At 67.5% G+C, this 15,074-nt stretch carries 14 protein-coding genes; 3 read left to right on the top strand and 11 right to left on the bottom strand.

Annotated features, from left to right (window positions below):
* Positions 1 to 2: 2 nt before the first annotated feature.
* From ACFO8M_RS25455 to ACFO8M_RS25425, 7 genes are read right to left on the bottom strand one after another with little or no spacing between them, the layout of a single operon-like run.
* On the bottom strand, positions 3 to 902 hold the full coding sequence (locus ACFO8M_RS25455) for a methionyl-tRNA formyltransferase (protein ID WP_387980712.1): 900 nt from the start codon (positions 900 to 902) through the stop codon (positions 3 to 5).
* The gene (locus ACFO8M_RS25450; RefSeq protein ID WP_387980710.1) at positions 899 to 1,852 is read right to left on the bottom strand and encodes an ABC transporter ATP-binding protein; all 954 of its coding nucleotides are present in this window, start codon (positions 1,850 to 1,852) and stop codon (positions 899 to 901) included. Before ACFO8M_RS25450 ends, ACFO8M_RS25455 begins: the two co-directional genes overlap by 4 nt.
* Positions 1,853 to 1,901: 49 nt before the next feature.
* Complete coding sequence (locus ACFO8M_RS25445; RefSeq protein WP_387980709.1) at positions 1,902 to 2,720, bottom strand: ABC-2 family transporter protein; 819 nt, start codon at positions 2,718 to 2,720, stop codon at positions 1,902 to 1,904.
* A gap of 10 nt (positions 2,721 to 2,730) precedes the next feature.
* Positions 2,731 to 3,546 carry a hypothetical protein gene (locus ACFO8M_RS25440; protein ID WP_387980708.1) on the bottom strand — a complete coding sequence of 272 codons (816 nt, stop codon included), beginning with the start codon at positions 3,544 to 3,546 and terminating at the stop codon, positions 2,731 to 2,733.
* Positions 3,539 to 4,351 (bottom strand): dihydrodipicolinate synthase family protein, encoded by an 813-nt coding sequence (locus ACFO8M_RS25435; protein WP_387980706.1) that lies wholly within the window; start codon positions 4,349 to 4,351, stop codon positions 3,539 to 3,541. The genes ACFO8M_RS25440 and ACFO8M_RS25435 overlap by 8 nt, the downstream gene beginning before the upstream one ends.
* A complete protein-coding gene (locus ACFO8M_RS25430) occupies positions 4,348 to 5,493 on the bottom strand; it encodes a pyridoxal phosphate-dependent aminotransferase (protein WP_387980704.1) in 1,146 nt (381 codons plus the stop codon). Before ACFO8M_RS25430 ends, ACFO8M_RS25435 begins: the two co-directional genes overlap by 4 nt.
* Positions 5,490 to 6,740, bottom strand: coding sequence for a DegT/DnrJ/EryC1/StrS family aminotransferase (locus tag ACFO8M_RS25425; protein ID WP_387980703.1), 1,251 nt, complete (start codon positions 6,738 to 6,740; stop codon positions 5,490 to 5,492). Before ACFO8M_RS25425 ends, ACFO8M_RS25430 begins: the two co-directional genes overlap by 4 nt.
* Before the next feature lie 503 nt (positions 6,741 to 7,243).
* Between ACFO8M_RS25425 and ACFO8M_RS25420 the strand changes: the two genes are divergently transcribed.
* Positions 7,244 to 7,513, top strand: a complete 270-nt coding sequence (locus ACFO8M_RS25420; RefSeq protein WP_387980701.1) for a hypothetical protein — start codon at positions 7,244 to 7,246, stop codon at positions 7,511 to 7,513.
* Here ACFO8M_RS25420 and ACFO8M_RS25415 read toward each other — a convergent pair.
* The gene (locus ACFO8M_RS25415; protein WP_387980699.1) at positions 7,506 to 8,408 is read right to left on the bottom strand and encodes a helix-turn-helix domain-containing protein; all 903 of its coding nucleotides are present in this window, start codon (positions 8,406 to 8,408) and stop codon (positions 7,506 to 7,508) included. The genes ACFO8M_RS25420 and ACFO8M_RS25415 overlap by 8 nt on opposite strands.
* Before the next feature lie 345 nt (positions 8,409 to 8,753).
* Between ACFO8M_RS25415 and ACFO8M_RS25410 the strand changes: the two genes are divergently transcribed.
* On the top strand, positions 8,754 to 10,121 hold the full coding sequence (locus ACFO8M_RS25410; RefSeq protein WP_387980697.1) for a condensation domain-containing protein: 1,368 nt from the start codon (positions 8,754 to 8,756) through the stop codon (positions 10,119 to 10,121).
* Positions 10,122 to 10,124: 3 nt separating this feature from the next.
* On the opposite strand, the gene ACFO8M_RS25405 is transcribed toward ACFO8M_RS25410, so the two are convergent.
* Together ACFO8M_RS25405 and ACFO8M_RS25400 are read right to left on the bottom strand one after the other, a co-directional pair.
* Entirely contained in the window at positions 10,125 to 11,264 is a 1,140-nt protein-coding gene (locus tag ACFO8M_RS25405; protein WP_387980695.1) for a hypothetical protein, read from the bottom strand.
* Between the two features lie 81 nt (positions 11,265 to 11,345).
* Positions 11,346 to 12,632, bottom strand: a complete 1,287-nt coding sequence (locus ACFO8M_RS25400; RefSeq protein WP_387980694.1) for an MFS transporter — start codon at positions 12,630 to 12,632, stop codon at positions 11,346 to 11,348.
* A gap of 71 nt (positions 12,633 to 12,703) precedes the next feature.
* On the opposite strand from ACFO8M_RS25400, the gene ACFO8M_RS25395 reads away from it, so the two are divergent.
* The gene (locus ACFO8M_RS25395) at positions 12,704 to 13,729 is read left to right on the top strand and encodes a GlxA family transcriptional regulator (RefSeq protein WP_387980692.1); all 1,026 of its coding nucleotides are present in this window, start codon (positions 12,704 to 12,706) and stop codon (positions 13,727 to 13,729) included.
* Here ACFO8M_RS25395 and ACFO8M_RS25390 read toward each other — a convergent pair.
* Entirely contained in the window at positions 13,698 to 14,846 is a 1,149-nt protein-coding gene (locus ACFO8M_RS25390; RefSeq protein WP_387980690.1) for a hypothetical protein, read from the bottom strand. The genes ACFO8M_RS25395 and ACFO8M_RS25390 overlap by 32 nt on opposite strands.
* Positions 14,847 to 15,074 lie beyond the last annotated feature (228 nt).

Raw genomic sequence — 15,074 nt, 5'->3', positions numbered from 1 at the left:
CGTCACTCGTCTCTCTCGTGGTCGCTGCTGCTCTTCGAACGGCTGAGTTCCTGGTATTCCGCCAACCAGAGCCGGCCGTCGCCGCATGGCAGGCTGGGACCGTCGATCTCGGTCAGGCTGGTCCTGAGGATGCGGACGGGCCTGCCGTCCAGCTCGACCTCCGGTCCGTCGGCGCCCGGAGTGCCGATCGATCCGAGGCTCCAGGTCCGGATCAGGTTGTGGACGTCCCGGACAGGCCTGCGCCAGTCCACGGCGGCTTCACCCGCGTCGAAGGCACCCGCGTAGGTCGCCGCCGCGTCGTCCTGGGGTTCACCCTTTTCACCGGCCGCGATCCGGTCCAATGCGAGTGCGAGGACCTGGTCGGCGGCCCGGTCGACGCCGGCCCAGATCGCCGGGCCGAACTCGTCCGCGGCGATGTCGATGGACGCGGTCGCGAGGATCGGCCCGGTGTCGAATCCGGCGTCCATCCGGTGGGCGGTCACGGAGAGCCGCTCGGCTCCCTCGGCGATCGCCCGGTGTACGGGGAACGGGCCGCGATGGCGGGGCAGCTCCGACGGATGCAGATTCACGGACCCGTGCTCGGCCACCTCGAGCACTCGCGGCGGCAGCCTCCAGGGAAACCCCCTGACCAGCAGCAGGTCCGGTGCATAGTGCTCGACCAGCTCGGCCAGTTGGGCCCTGCTGTCGACGACCGCCACGGCCATGCCCGCAGGGCACGCCGCCACAATGGATTTGGCCATCGCCTTCATCCCCGGGGAGCCCGCCCCGTCGCGGGAGGGCTCCTTCCGGGTGCAGATCACGGCCACCGGAGTGTGGCCCTTCGCCCGGCACTGGCGCACCATGCCGCGCAGCGCCGAGGCGTACTGCGTGACGATCACGACTCGCATACCTGTGATGCTCATCGGCTCGTCGCCTCCGCACCGGACAGCGGAGCACCGTCGTTCATGCGCCGGTATACCTGGGATACCACCTCGTCGATGGGCGCCGACGCGGTCTGGATGTCCTCGATGCGGCACCGTTCGGCCAAGGCGTCGAGCAGGCGCACGACCGGAACCTGCGACGCGTCGAAGGCGTACTCGTGGCGCCTGCCCTCGCTTCGGGTGAGGGAGGCGCCCTCCAGTTCGGGGGCGTCCACGGTGTCGGTGGTGACGGTGAGGATTCGCCCGTCCGCCACAGTGGAGCGAAGCTCCTCGAAGCCGCCGTCGAACCTGATCGAGCCGTTGTGCACCATCACGATGCGCGCGTCGAGCTTCTCCAGGTCGGTCATCGCATGACTGGTGATGAGAACCGTGCGCTTGTGCTCGGCGTTGATGTGCTTGATCCAGTCGAGCATCTTCTCCCTGGCGATCACATCGAGCCCGAGCGTCGGCTCGTCCAGGAGGATCAGCTCGGGATCGTGCAGCAGCGCCAGTGCGAGGTCCGCCCGCATGCGCTGCCCCAGACTCAGTTCCCGGGCCAGGCTCTTCCAGATGGGCCCCAGGTCGAACTGCTCGGTGAGCAGACCGAGCATGCGGTCGTATGTCTCATCTGGAATGTCCCATGTGGATTTCTTCCAGCGGAAGCTCGCGGCGATCGAGTGGTCCCACCACAGCTCCGTCCGCTGCCCGAACACCACCGCGATGTTCCTGACGTAGCTCACCCGGTCCGCGGCCGGATCCATGCCGAACACCCGCACCCGGCCGCGGTCGGGCACCATGAGGCCCGACAGCAGCTTGATGGTCGTGCTCTTGCCGGCGCCGTTCGGTCCCGCGTATGCCACCATCTCCCCGCGCCCGATGCGCAGGGACACGCCCTTGAGCGCCTCGACGGTCTTCACCGTCGGCTTCACCAGCTCGCGGAAGGTCTCACGCAAGGATTCGGGACGCTGTCGCTGATAGTAGGTTTTCCAGACGTCCGCGAGATCAACGACGATGTCCGAAGTCGGAGTAACGGCCGCTGCCGAATTTTTCATAACGCCTCAGTCCCTTCTTGAAGACGGTGATGGAGAGCAACGCCAGCAGCAGGGCCGCTGCGGGCGCCAAGAGCACTTCCGGCCGGAAGCCCGTGCCCGCGGCCAGCAGTTCCCGCGCGGGAATCCACCCGATGAAGCCCACCGGGACGACGGTGACCAGGATTCCCAGAACCGCCTTGGGGGCCGCGTCCAGCGGGAAGGCGGAGAGTCCGCCCAGCGCGGAGGCGCTGGCGGTGTTGACCTCCTCGGCCCCTCGCGGTGACCAGAAGGCGAGCGCACCCCACAGGAACTGGTAGGACACGATCACGCAGACCGCGCTCGCGAGGTTCAGCAGCAGCATCGCGTACCACAGTGGACCGAATGAGTGCGGCAGCGACGCGATGGACCAGACGAGCGTTCCCGCCCCGAGTACCAGCGTGGCCAGCAGGTCGAATGGGCTGAACCCTTCGGCCGCAAGGGCCTTCCACAGCGGGATCGGCTGCACCAGCAGGTGGTCCATCTGCCCCCGCCCGATCTTGCGGCTGATCATCAGCACCTGCCTTCCGGAGAAGACGTTCGCTATGCCGCGGGCGAGCAGCACGAACCCGAGCATGAAGTACAGCTCGGTCGAATCCCAGGGCCCCACGTTGTCGAAGCGGCCGGCCAGCAGCAGCGTCCCCAGCACCGCGCTGACGTTGATCAGCGTCTCGCCGAGCACCCAGCCGAAGGCCTGCCAGCCGCCGCGGAGGAAGGGCTCCAGGCCCAAGCGGCCGTTGGTGGCCAAGAGCATTGTCAGACTTTTAGCCACCGAAACCGACCACCTTGTCCCGCAGGCGCTTGCTCCACCACATGAGTCCCAGTCCCAGCGCGAGGGCCCAGGCCGCCTGCGAGGCGATGACCCCCAGTGCGCCCGTCTCCTGGGTGTAGACCAGGAGGGGGCCGGAGGCCATCGCGGCGAACGGCAGGAACTGCAGCACGTCGCCGATGTGCCACGGCATGAGGCTGAAGGGAATGAGGGCGCCGGACACGATCGTGGTGCACGCCATCCGGATGGTGATGACGAACCAGATGCCGTTCGCCAGCCGGACGGTGAGCAGCGCGAAGCAGAAGTCCACCATCAGTCCGACCGCGACCCCCAGCAGCAGGCTCACCGCGAACAGTCCGAGTGAGCCGGCGCCTACCAGCGACACGTCGAGCAGGAGCGCCGTCCCGCAGACCACTCCCGAGGTCACGAGCATGACCGGCAGGATCCGGCCGAGCATTTCACTCGCGAACTGGGACGCGATCCCCATCGGCCAGAGCATGCGCACGGTGATGGTGCCGTTGGCGATGTGCTCCGACAGGCTCGTCTGGGGATTGAGCAGGGGGCCGATGGCCGTGGCGACGGTCGTGTAGGTGAGCAGCGCCGGCACGTCGAAAGCGGTATTGCCGAGCTGGTCCTGCGGCAGGTTCCGCCAGATCGTGATCAGCACCCCGAACTGCAGTAGCTGGAACACGACATTGACTGCGACGTAAGGGACGTCGGCAGGGTGGATCACCGCGGAGATCCGCATGGTGGCGGCGAAGCCTCGCAGGGCGCGACGGGCGCGCAGACCGGGATGCGCGTAGTTAAGCATCCCAATCGACCCCGTCGACTCCCGGGAACTCCGCGGCGCTCGCGAACACGCCGCGCCGGTGGAGTTCCGCCTTGACCCGTGCGATGTAGTCGCGGTCCAGCGTGCCGAACCGCTTCGACTCCAGGGCGATGTCGTCCCAGCGCGGCTCGTCGGTGAAGATCGACGCCGCGACGGAGGAGAGGAGGGCGAGCGGCCCCACGTACCCGTCCACCGGCAACTCGGGGAGGAGGAGGTCCTCCCAGCCCTGCAGGATGCTGACCGAACCGGCGAAATGATCGGTGAGCGCTCGGGTGAGCGACTTGTCCCGCATGGAGTCCTTGATCGCGACGGCGCCGAGGACCTCGCAGAGGCGGATGCCCGCCGCGACGTCGAGCTCCCAGCCGGAGATGAAGGATTCCCAGTAGAAGACGATCGGGACGTCGACCTGCTCGCGGATCCGTGAGAATCGCGCTATGAGTTCGCCGTTCGACGTCAGGCCGTGGCGGGTGGGGACGGAGAGCACGACCGCGTCCGCTCCGAGGTCCTCGGCTTGGCGGGCGCGGCCCACCAGCTCCTCCCATTCGGTCGCCTGGCAGCCCGCGTAGACGGGCAGGCCCGCCGCCCAGCGAAGCGTCTCCCTTGTGACGGTGAGCCACTGCGTTCGGGTGAGCCGCCAACCTTCCCCTGAGCTGATGCAGGGCATGAGTCCTGAGATGTACGGGCGGACCGCGTCGACCTGTCGGCGAATGCCTTCGGCCCCGACCCCTCCGTCCCCGCTTGCCGGAGTCGCCAAAGGGGCGATGGCGCCAGTGGGTCTGATGCTCATGATGTGGTCAGCACCTTTCGGAGCGCGGCGGCACTGCGGGCGAATGCCTCCGGGTCCCTGGCCAAGGCCACGCGGACGTACGACTCGCCTTGCCGGTGGTCGCTCCAGAAGAAATGGGTTCCGGGGAGCACGTGAACGCCGTGCTGGGCCAGGCGTTCCTGCAGATCCGTCGCCGTTCCCCGGTGCAGTCGCAGCCAGGCGACGCTGACGAGCGAGTCGGGGCGGACCAGTTCGAGCTCGGTCCCCTCGATCGCGTCCGCCAGCACCTGCCGGTTCGCGTCCAGCACATCGGCCACCGACGCGAACCCGTCGTTCTTGCTCGCGGTGACGAAGTCCGCCAGGAGCCGCACGGCGAAGGGCGAGACGTTCAGCAGCACCGCGGTGTGGAGGTCGCGCACCTCGTCCCGGATGTCGGCGCTGACGGTGAGGATGCCGCACTTGATGTCGAGCGTCGGCCAGGTCTTCCCGGTGTCCTCGATGCACAGGTAGGTGACACCCGAATCGTCGAGGATCTCGTAGACGTCCGGCCGCCGGCCGCGGAGGAACGAGGCGAACGAGAAGTCCAGGATCAGGGTCTTCCCATGGCGTGCGCAGAAGCGGACGATGGCGCGGAAGCGCTCCCCGTCGTCGACGAAGGACGTGGACCCGGTGGGATTGTTCGGATCCACGAGGATGAGCGCGTCGCCGACCTCGTGCAGGGCAAGCGCCGCGAAGGCGTCCGGCGACTTGAACACGATGTCCTCGGGCAGCGACGAGACCTCCAGCTCGTTGTGCGCCAGCAGCTCGTACAGGTTGTCGAAGCACGGCTCGATCAGCGTGACCGACTTCCGGGAGAGCCGCAGATGCGTGGCGATGATGCCCATCGAGATCGACGCGGCGTACGAGAGCCACGAACGCCCCTCGTTGGCCGCCATGGAGGTCTGACCGTGAAAGTCGAAGAAGTTCTGCAGGAACTGCCGGTCGAGCTCCGCCTGCGTCAAGGTCTGCGATTCGTCCCAGAGCTTCGGCAGCATGTCGATCACGTCGCGTTCCGCCGCGGACTGCCATTGGTGCGCATGCGCATCGGCGAGATTGTGGCTGCTCTCGAGGGCGACCATCTCGTACTGGGTGAGATCGGCGAGCGGTGCCGCGGTCTTGTTCATGCGACCGCTCCCGCCGACTTGAACGTGCCGGTCAGCAGCCCGGCGATGCCTTCGGCGCATCGGGCCCCGTCTTCGGGCGACATCTGCGTGCCGATGACGATGGCGCGGCCCCAGAGCGACCGCTCATGTGCGAGCAGCTCCTCTTCGCGGTCGCCCCACCAGCCCATGCTCAGCATCCAAGGCTTGACCCAGGGCATCTCGATCAGCGACGGGTAGGTCGAGACGGGGATGTTCTCCGCGTTCAGGGCCCGGACCAGCCAATCGCGGTAGGGCTCCCACTCTGGCGGCAGGATGAAGCCCACGTCGAACCAGGCCGGATTCACCTCGTGCGAGCCGCGACCCGGCTGCACCGTCTGAATGCCCGCGGCGTCCAGGATCTTCTGGATGGCGGCCGCGGTCGCATTGCGCGTCCGGGCGCGCTCCTCGAGCCCTCGCAGCGCGTGCAGGGCCAGTACCGACTCCATCTCCCCGCCGCGGAAGTTGTATCCGGGAACCTCACCGACCTGCCGGACCGCCTTGCCGTGGTGGCCGACCATGCGCATGCGGTTCAGGAGCAGTTCCGAGTCGCAGACGTTGAGTCCGCCCTGTCCCGCTGTCACGAGCTTCTTGTGCGAGCCGGCGAAGGAGCCGATGTCGCTCCACCCGCCCGCCGGCCGCCCACCGAAGGACGCGCCGTGCGCCTGCCCCGCGTCTTCGATGGTGTAAGCGGCGCCGACCTTCGCGGCGATGTCGGGTACGTCGACCACGTTGCCCAGGAAGTGCGTGACCAGCAGCGCGGTCGGCTGCTGCTCGGTGCTTCGTTCGTAGCCGTCCGCCGTGCACAGCAACGTGTCCGGGTCGGTGCGAAGGAAGATGGGACGGGCCCGGTTGTGGTAGACGGCGTTGATCGCGGCCACGAATCCGGAACTGCCGATGACGACCGAATGGCCTTCACCGGCCCCGGTGGCGAAAATGGCGGTGATCAGCGCCGAGGAGCCCGAGCTGTGGAAGAACGCGTGCCGGCGACCGATGGCCGCGGCGAACTGGCGTTCCAACTCCTTCGCCTTCGGTCCGCCGCCCCAATAGCAGGTTCGGCCGCTGCGCACGACCTCGGCGACCTCGTCCGCCGCTTCGACGCACACGCCCGGGTCCTCATAGGGCTTGGCCGGCAGGTACGCCGTACCGCCGTTGACTGCCAGCGAACGCAGCGTGGACAGCTCGCCGAACTCCTTGATGCCGATGGCCTGATTGCCGGTGATCGTTCCCATGGCGATTACTCCCAGATCCAGTCGTCGGACGGGGCGGCGGCATCAACAGCGATCGGAGTTCCGGACGGGGCGGCGGTCGCCGCACCGGCGAATAGAACGCCGGCGAACATGAATGCAATCGCGAGAAGCATTGGCGTGAATCGACGCATGGAATCATCCCTTGAGGTCGTTCGTTCCAAACCGTGGATCGGAGGTTCGGATTTCGTACGACACTCATCCTGCAGACGTCGAGAGCAATTGAACAGTGGACAGTACAGGCCTCGGCGGGATTCGGACCGATCCCGAGTTGGTGTCCGCTAGCGGCCAGGTCACTTCTTGCCACTATCGTTCGCGCGGCCGAAAGGGCAAGATATCGGCATGGCGAAACGCTGCATCGACGACGGGAATCGGACGTCGAGGCGCGCAGCGAACACACGACTCCATTGAATGGATGTGCAGAAAGTGGGCCGTGCTCACCCGCCCGATGCCCGGAGCGCATTCGGCGCATTGAAAGGGTTCGACCGATGCGCTTGCTGGTTATCGATGTGGCATTCGTAATTGAGGCCCCACCGCCTCAGCAGCTGGTCGACTCATTGCAGCGAAGCCTGGTGGGCGGCATCGCGATCGACCACATGTTCGTCGTGTCCCCTGACGACACGACCCGGTCCTGCTGCTTCTTCGTGCCCGACGACAGCGTCACCGCCGCCGACGCGGCCATGATCACGCGCCGGGCGCTGGCGAGCGAGGCGGCGTTCGGGCCCTGGACCGTCACGCGCGTCCGGGAGGCTAGATGAGGTCCTCCGGCTCGATGAGCCCCTCCGCGACCGATCGCGCGCCGCTTTGGAAGCGACTGGTCGAGCCCAAGTACTCGGTGACCCTGTCGTGAATCCTGCGGATGGTGCGCTCCGAGACGCCGAGCTTCCTGGCGACAGTGCTGTCGGTGTGCCCCTGCGCCCAAAGGGACACCGCCGCCAAGTCCTGCTTCGACAGACCCGTCCCCTCCCGCTTGCGCTGGGCGCTGAGCGGCTTCGCCGCCTTCCAGAAGGCCCCGTAGAGCGCGATCATGTTCGAGACGATCCCCGGCTCGGTGATGACCAGAGCGCCGGAAGCGGTGTTGTCGGAATCGATCGGCACCACCGCGATGCTGCGATCGATGAGGAGCATCCGGGTCGGCAGTGTCGGACTCAGCCGGACCTGCGCCCCCCGCTCGGCGATCCACTGCACGTGCTGGCGGGTCAGCTCTTCGTTCTTGGCACTTTCGAGATAGATGCACCGCATGTCGACGCCTCGGTCCAGGGTCTCCTCGGACAGCGCTCGCGCCGCCCTCATGCCGGCCTCGGTCTGGGGGCCTCCGGGGTTGAAGGACCACACCTCGCTCTGGCACTTCCTCGACAGCGCGTCCAGACGATCGCGCACCGCTTCGACCCCCACGACCCGGTCGACCCCGACCGTATGCGCCGACAGCGGCCGGTTCCCGTTGATGTCCAGCAGCAGTCCGGCGACGGCGCTTCGGGCCTCGTGCAGCTGCGACTGCTGTCGCTCGAGATCGGCCTGCCTCGACTCGAGGAGAGTGGACAGACCCGACTGCGGGTCGCTGACGACCCATTGGGTGTCGTCATCGGGCTCGGTCGAGATGAGCTTCGCAGTCGCGAGTGCCTCCAAGCCCGCCTTGACCGCATCACGGGACATCCCGAGAATCCTGGACAGCTCGTCCAGCCGATAACCGGGATACGCCAGCATCGCCATATAGAGACGCTGGTTATCGTCCGAAATTCCGAAGTATGAGAGCATGTTGTTCCTATGCGGTGCGGCTGGGGTGCGGCAGTCCACTCCCACGTCAGGGGCAGGGTCGCGCCGCGGGCATCGCGAGAGCTCCCTGAATTCCCTTGCCTGGTCTCGTTTCATGCCGGCAGCCAGGACAGTGAGGGAATCCTGGCTGTGAACGATCACACAATGATAGTGGTGGATCGCCCTCCGTGCAACATAGATGCACCTGCATATATTGTTCAGAACGGGTCGATGAGGGAGACGCATATGGACAAGGCTGCTCCGGCGATCGTGCCGGACCGCGAAGACCGGATCGAGTTCCACGGCCTCGATGCGACCTCCCATGCTCCGACATGGGGGCAGTACGGCATGTGGAAGGTGAGCCGCCGGATCGGCCGAGACAGCAGCATCCTCAACCAGTCCACCGTCGTTGATCTCGGCGCCGGCATCGAACCCGCCGCCGTCGACGCCGCGCTGGTGCGAGTCGTCGCAAGGCATGAGAGCCTTCGAACGTGCTTCACCGAGTCTGACGCCGAGCGCCCACGCGCCGATGTGTTGTCCGCCGGAGCGATTGCGATGAACCGCTATTCGTATTCCGGCGACGGAAGCGTCGAGGATTTCGTGCGACTCGCGGCGAAGGTCGAGGGCGGTGCCGCATTCGACCCGGAATCGGATCTGCCGCTGCGGGCCGCCGTCGTCGACTGCCCCGATGAGCGCCGCTACCTGATCGTCACCTGCTCGCATGTGGCCGTGGACAACTACGCCATGAGGCTGCTAGGAGACGAAATCTCCACCCTGCTCGCGAGCGGCGCCGATGCGGAAGCGCCGCCGACCGCGATGCAGCCCAGGGACCTCGCGGAAATCGAGCTTTCCGAGCGAGGAACAGCTGAGAACGGCCGTTCCATGCGGCACTGGCGTGACGCACTGATGAAGGCACCCGCCAATACTGGCGCTCCTGCGGAAAGCATGCTGCGCAGCGACCGGGGAACATTGTTCGGGGCGATCGATTCTTCGGCGATCCCGAAGGCGCTCACCGCTCTCACCGCGAAACTCTCCTCCACGCCGTCGAGCGTGCTGCTCGCGGCGATCGGCACGGCGTACGCCGACGTCACCGGCGAGTCCCGGATGTTCTTCCAGGTGGTCTGCCACAACCGCAGGTCCGAGGCCGCCCGCCGCTATATCGGTTGCACGGTACAAGGCGGACCGTTCTACCTCGAAGCCCGCCGGACGGCCTTCTCCGACACCGTCCTGGCCGCCGAGCAGGCGGTCATGAAGGCATATATCGCCGCTCGCTATGACAGCGACGCACGGGATGCGGTCCTGTCCGAAGTCGAGTCGACCCGCGGCGTGGCCATGGACATCCGGGCGATCATCAGTGACGAGCTGAGCATGCGCATGCCCCGGGTCGGCACCGGTGCCGACCCGGCCCCGATCCAGGCGGCCGCGATATTCAAGGACGGCAAGGTCTCTCACGCCGTCATCGACGCTGCGCCCTCCGAGCGGATCAATTTCCATCTCGGGGGTTCGGCGACGGAAGCACGCGTGTCGATCCTGGCGGACCCGGACTGCTTCAGCCCCAGGCAACTCGAATCGATGCTCAACAAGATTGAAACCGTACTCGTGGAGGCGTGCTAGTCGTCATTCGCGGCCCGAGTGCTCCTGGACCAGCGGGAGGTATTCGGTGGGTTGGCCGCCGCCGGCCTCGCCGGTCGGTGTCCAGATGCAGGGCAGCTCGGACTGGCATTCCGGGCCCCAGAACAGGGCGACCGCGGCTCCGCCGCTGCTCATGCCTCCGATGGCGGCGCGCATCAGGTCCACCGAGCCGGCTTCGCTGCCCGCCGCCGCGGGGGCGTAGAACTCGGACCACCACACCGGCAGATCGGTGCGGGCGGTGATCCACTCGGTGATGTCCTGGAACTTCTGGTAGGTCTGCTCCGGCCCCGGGTGATAACCGTCCCTCGTGGACGACCAGGCGTCGACGGTGAAGAACTCGGCGCCGACCGCGTTCGCGAGCCAGTACTCGATGGCGTCCAGGTCGCGCTGATCGACGGTGCCCCAAGCCCCTTGCAGTTCCGAGCAGTCGTGCGAGCAGTCCGCGTAGGTGTTCAGCGAGGCGTACGGACCGCCGAGTTCCGCGTCCGGGCGCACCTCCTTGACCGCGGTGTACACCAGGTTGTACAGCTCGGTGTAGCCCTCGTGGTCCCAGCGGTTGGCAGCCTCGTTCCAGAAGCCCTTGAACTCGTTCCACACCTGGAAGTGCTTCACCTGCGGATACCGCGCCGCGGCCTCGGCCGCCAGCTGGGCGTACTCGTCGTAGAACTCCGGCTTCGGCGCTTCGTAGTCCTGCGGCCAGTCCTCGCCGCTGGGCGTCATCCACCCTGGCGCGCAGCACAAGGTGATCACCGGTGTCCCGTCGGTGCCCTCGATGAGCTGGATCCGCTCGTCCAGGCTCCCCCAGTCCCGCTCATCGGAGTCCTGGTCCGGCCAAGGGTTCTCGGCGCCGAAGCCCATCAGATGCTGGTTCTGCAGCGGACCGATGCCGCCGAGGATCTGCTTGGCGCTCTCCACGGCGGCCTCGTCGCCCCACCAGTCGGCGCTGACCCGCTCATGGGTGACGCCGAGCTGGAAGTCGACGGCCTCGGTGTCCGGCCCGTCGGGCACACCGTCCGCGAACGCCGGAACGCTCAGGGCGGCGACCGCCAGCATCGCGCCGGCGATCGGAACCGACGCGGCGACACGAGCCGAGAGAACCGAACCGCTTACTCTGCGAAATCTCATGGATTTCCTTACGGCAGAAGAGATGTAGCCCATCTCATGCTAGGGCTTCGGGCATCTGGGGGGCAACCGTCGCAATGCGCCCTATTGGTGGCTCAGCGGCCGTTTGATCGCCAGGGACATGACCGCGGCGAGTGCGCACAGTGCTCCGGCGGTGAACCAGGCCGGGTCGTAGTTCCCGGTGGCGTCCCTGACGAATCCCGCGCCCCAGGCGATGAGCGCCGCCCCGAACTGGTGGGAGGCGAGGACCCAGCCGAAGACGACCGCGCCGTCCTCACCGAAGTGCTCGCGGCACAGCGCGATCGTCGGCGGCACGGTCGCGACCCAGTCGAGGCCGTAGAACACGATGAAGAACAGCATCGGGGGCTTGACGTCCCCGGCGAACAGCGTGGGCAGGGCGAGTAGCGAGACGCCGCGCAGCGCGTAGTAGACCGCGAGGAGATGCCGCGGGTCGAAACGGTCGGTGAGCCACCCGGAGAAGATCGTGCCGATGAGGTCGACGATCCCGATGACGGCCAGGAGCGACGCGGCCGCCGTCAACGGCATGCCGTGGTCGTGGGCGGCGGGGACGAAGTGCGCGCCCACGAGGCCGTTCGTGGAGGCGCCGCAGATCGCGAAGGTGCCTGCGAGGAGCCAGAACGCGCGGGAGCCGCTCGCCTCCCACAGGACGCCGACGGTGCGGCGGGCGGCGCCGGTCGTGGACGCGACGGGCGTCGTGTAGTCCGGTCCGGACCCATACGGCCGCAGGCCCACGTCCTCGGGCCGGTTGCGGACCACGAGCAGCACCAACGGGACCATCGCGAGCGCGGTGAGCGACACCAGGAGCGCGGCCGAGCGCCAGCCCGGGCCTTCGACCAGGACGCCGACGAGCGGCAGGAAGACGAGCTGACCGGCCGCTCCACCCGCCGTGAGGATGCCGCTGACGAGGCCGCGACGCTCGATGAACCAGCGGTTGGTGATCGTGGCGACGAAGGCCATCGCCATCGACCCGGTGCCGATCCCGACGATGAAGCCCCAGCACAGCACCAGCTGCCAGGAGGCGGTCATGAAGACGGTGACGCCGCTGCCGAGGGCGATCAGGACGAGGGCGAGCGAGACGACGCGGCGGATGCCGTAGCGCTCCTGGAGCGCGGAGGCGAAGGGCGAGAACAGGCCGTACAGCAGGATGTTCACCGAGATGGCGGCGGAGATCGTCCCGTGCGACCAGCCGAACTCCCGGTTGAGCGGCTCGATGAAGACGCTCGGGGTGGCGCGGAAGGCGGCGGCACCGACGAGGGCGGTGAAGCTGACGGCGGCGACCCACCAGGCGCGGTGGACCCGGCGAGTGGGACGGTGCAACTGCTCTGGGGTGTCTGGGGCGGCGATGGACATGGGATAAAGCTTCGCCGTTCGGCACCGATGCCGCCAGTGGCCCGCAGGCCAATATGTGCGAAGATCCGGCCATGGGCGTTTTCCAGCATCCCGGGCGGCACCGCGTCGCGGTCCTCGTCCGACACGGGCACCTGCCGGTCGAAATGGGCATCCCGCACCGGGTGTTCGGCTCCGCGAAGTCGGGCGGCGAACGGCTCTACGAGGTCGCGACCTGCGCGGTCGAGGCGGGCGAGATACGGACGGACACCGACGTCACGGTGAACGTCAAGCACGGCCCCGAGGCGCTCGCCGAGGCCGACACGGTCGTGATCCCCTCGGCGCACGAGACCGACGAATCCTGGACCAGCGGTCGTCTCGCGGCGCCGCTCGCCAACGCGCTCAGCATGATCCGGCCACAGGCGCGGATCGCGTCGATCTGCACGGGCTCGTTCGTCCTGGCGGCGGCCGGGCTGCTCGACGGCCGGCGTGCGACGACGCATTGGGACGCGGCCGAACGGTTCCGGCGGCTCTACCCGCGAGTGCGGCTCGAACCCGAAGTGCTGTATACGGATGAAGGCAACGTGCTGACCTCGGCGGGCGTGGCATCGGGATTCGACCTCTGCCTGTACATGGCCAGAAAGGACTTCGGTGTGGCAGTGGCTAACCGGGTCGCCCGGCGGTCGGTCGTGCCGCCGCATCGCGACGGCGGCCAGGCCCAGTACATCGAGCACCCGGTGCCCGAGCTCGGGTCGGCCTCGACCGGACGGGCCCGGGAGTGGGCCCTCGCGCGGCTCCACGAGCCGCTCACCTTGCGGCAGTTGGCCGAATGCGAAGCGATGAGCGTCCGCACGTTCACGCGACGCTTCAGGGAGGAGGTCGGCACCTCGCCTCAGCGCTGGCTGCTCCACCAGCGCCTGGAGCGGGCCAGGCACCTCCTCGAACGCAGCGACGAGCCGATCGACCGCGTGGCGGCCGACGCGGGCTTCGGCTCGGGCTCGTCGCTGCGGCTGCATTTCCAAGCGGCCCTGGGCGTCTCACCGAGCGCCTACCGCCAGACCTTCTCGGGAGGCTGTGGCCCCGAGGCCGTCAGAGCGAGCGGGGCCGGGGAACCCGGGTGATCTCCTTGTCCATGGCCTTCCATCTCGGGTAGCCCTTGAGGACCTGAGCGGTCTTGTGCTCCAAATAGGGCAGGGCTTCGAGCGGCACGTCGGTGACGTTGGCGGCCCAGGTGACGAAGTCCGGCATGAGGTCCCGGACCGCGCTGATCACGGGGTCGGTGGGCTCGTACTTCGCGGGGAGGTAGCGCTCCAGGAAGACGAACGAGCTGACGGGGCTGACCGAGAAGCCGTTGAAGCCGTGGAACCAGCACATCTCGTCGATGGCCTTCATATGCGGTTCCTCGAGCTCGCGGTGTCCGGTGAGCAGGTACATGAGGAAGGCGCCGTTGCGCAGTCCCTGTTCGTCAGGGGTCGGCGCGACCATCTCGCCGGGGTCGACCTCCACCTGCGGGAGCATGCGCAGCCGTGCCTTCCACATCGCGCGAACCGCGAGGTAGCTGAAGTCGAGTCCGCTCGAATCGCCTCCGACGCAGAAGATGTCCCAGTCGTCGAGGGACCTGACCGTACCCTTGTAGACCTCTATCGGCTCGCACTGGCGCGGCAGGTAGAGCCGATCGGTGAAGATCGCGTTGCGTTCCCGGTGCGGCCGGAGCAGCTCCTCGAAGTCGGGATGGTGCCCGCAGGCGGTGACCATGTCGAAGTGGAAGTCGGAGTAGTCCACGGTGTACGACAGGCCGAAATCACCACTGGGGGCTTTGAAGGACATGAAGTAGGTGCGGCAGTCGCCGTATACGTCGCCGCTTTCCCAGCACGCCGCCAGGGCCAGTTCCTCGCCGTACCAACCGGGTGCGGCGACGCCGAGCTGCTCCAACCGGCCGAGGGCCTTCAGGGCGGCGCGGCGCCCGCCCGGGGTCTCCGCCAATTCCGTCATCGCCGCGAGACTCGCCGACGCGTACTCGTCGGCGCGGTTGAGGAAGTACTGCACGGCGACCATCTGCAGCTCGGCCACCGAGACGCCCTGCACCTCAGGGATGGTGGCGTTCACCCACATGTGCCCGAGGAACCCCGACAGGTTGGCTTCGACCTTGACGCGGTTCTCAGGGTCGGGGGTCTGGTCGGCGGGCAGTCCGTCGAGGATCCCGATCCACCGTTCACGCTCTTCCTCGGACAACGACATGAAGCGTCCCCTTCCTGAAGTCCTGCGGAAGAGTATGCCCTTCGACACTGAGAGTGTTCAACATCGATGTCGGCCAGTAGACGAGACCGTCCAGGCGCCGGCGGGGCGAGTCCCGGCAATCGTCATACGCCGCCTGGAGCATGCCCCCGAAACCTCAAGCGAGGAAACCGAGGACGTGCTCCAGGCCGTCGTTGCGCGGCTCGCCCGGCAGGTGACGAACAGCCCGCA

Source organism: Glycomyces rhizosphaerae (assembly GCF_042647865.1).
Lineage (GTDB): Bacteria > Actinomycetota > Actinomycetes > Mycobacteriales > Micromonosporaceae > Glycomyces > Glycomyces rhizosphaerae.
Note: the sequence above shows the minus strand (reverse complement) of the source record. Positions and strands in the feature narration are given on the sequence as shown.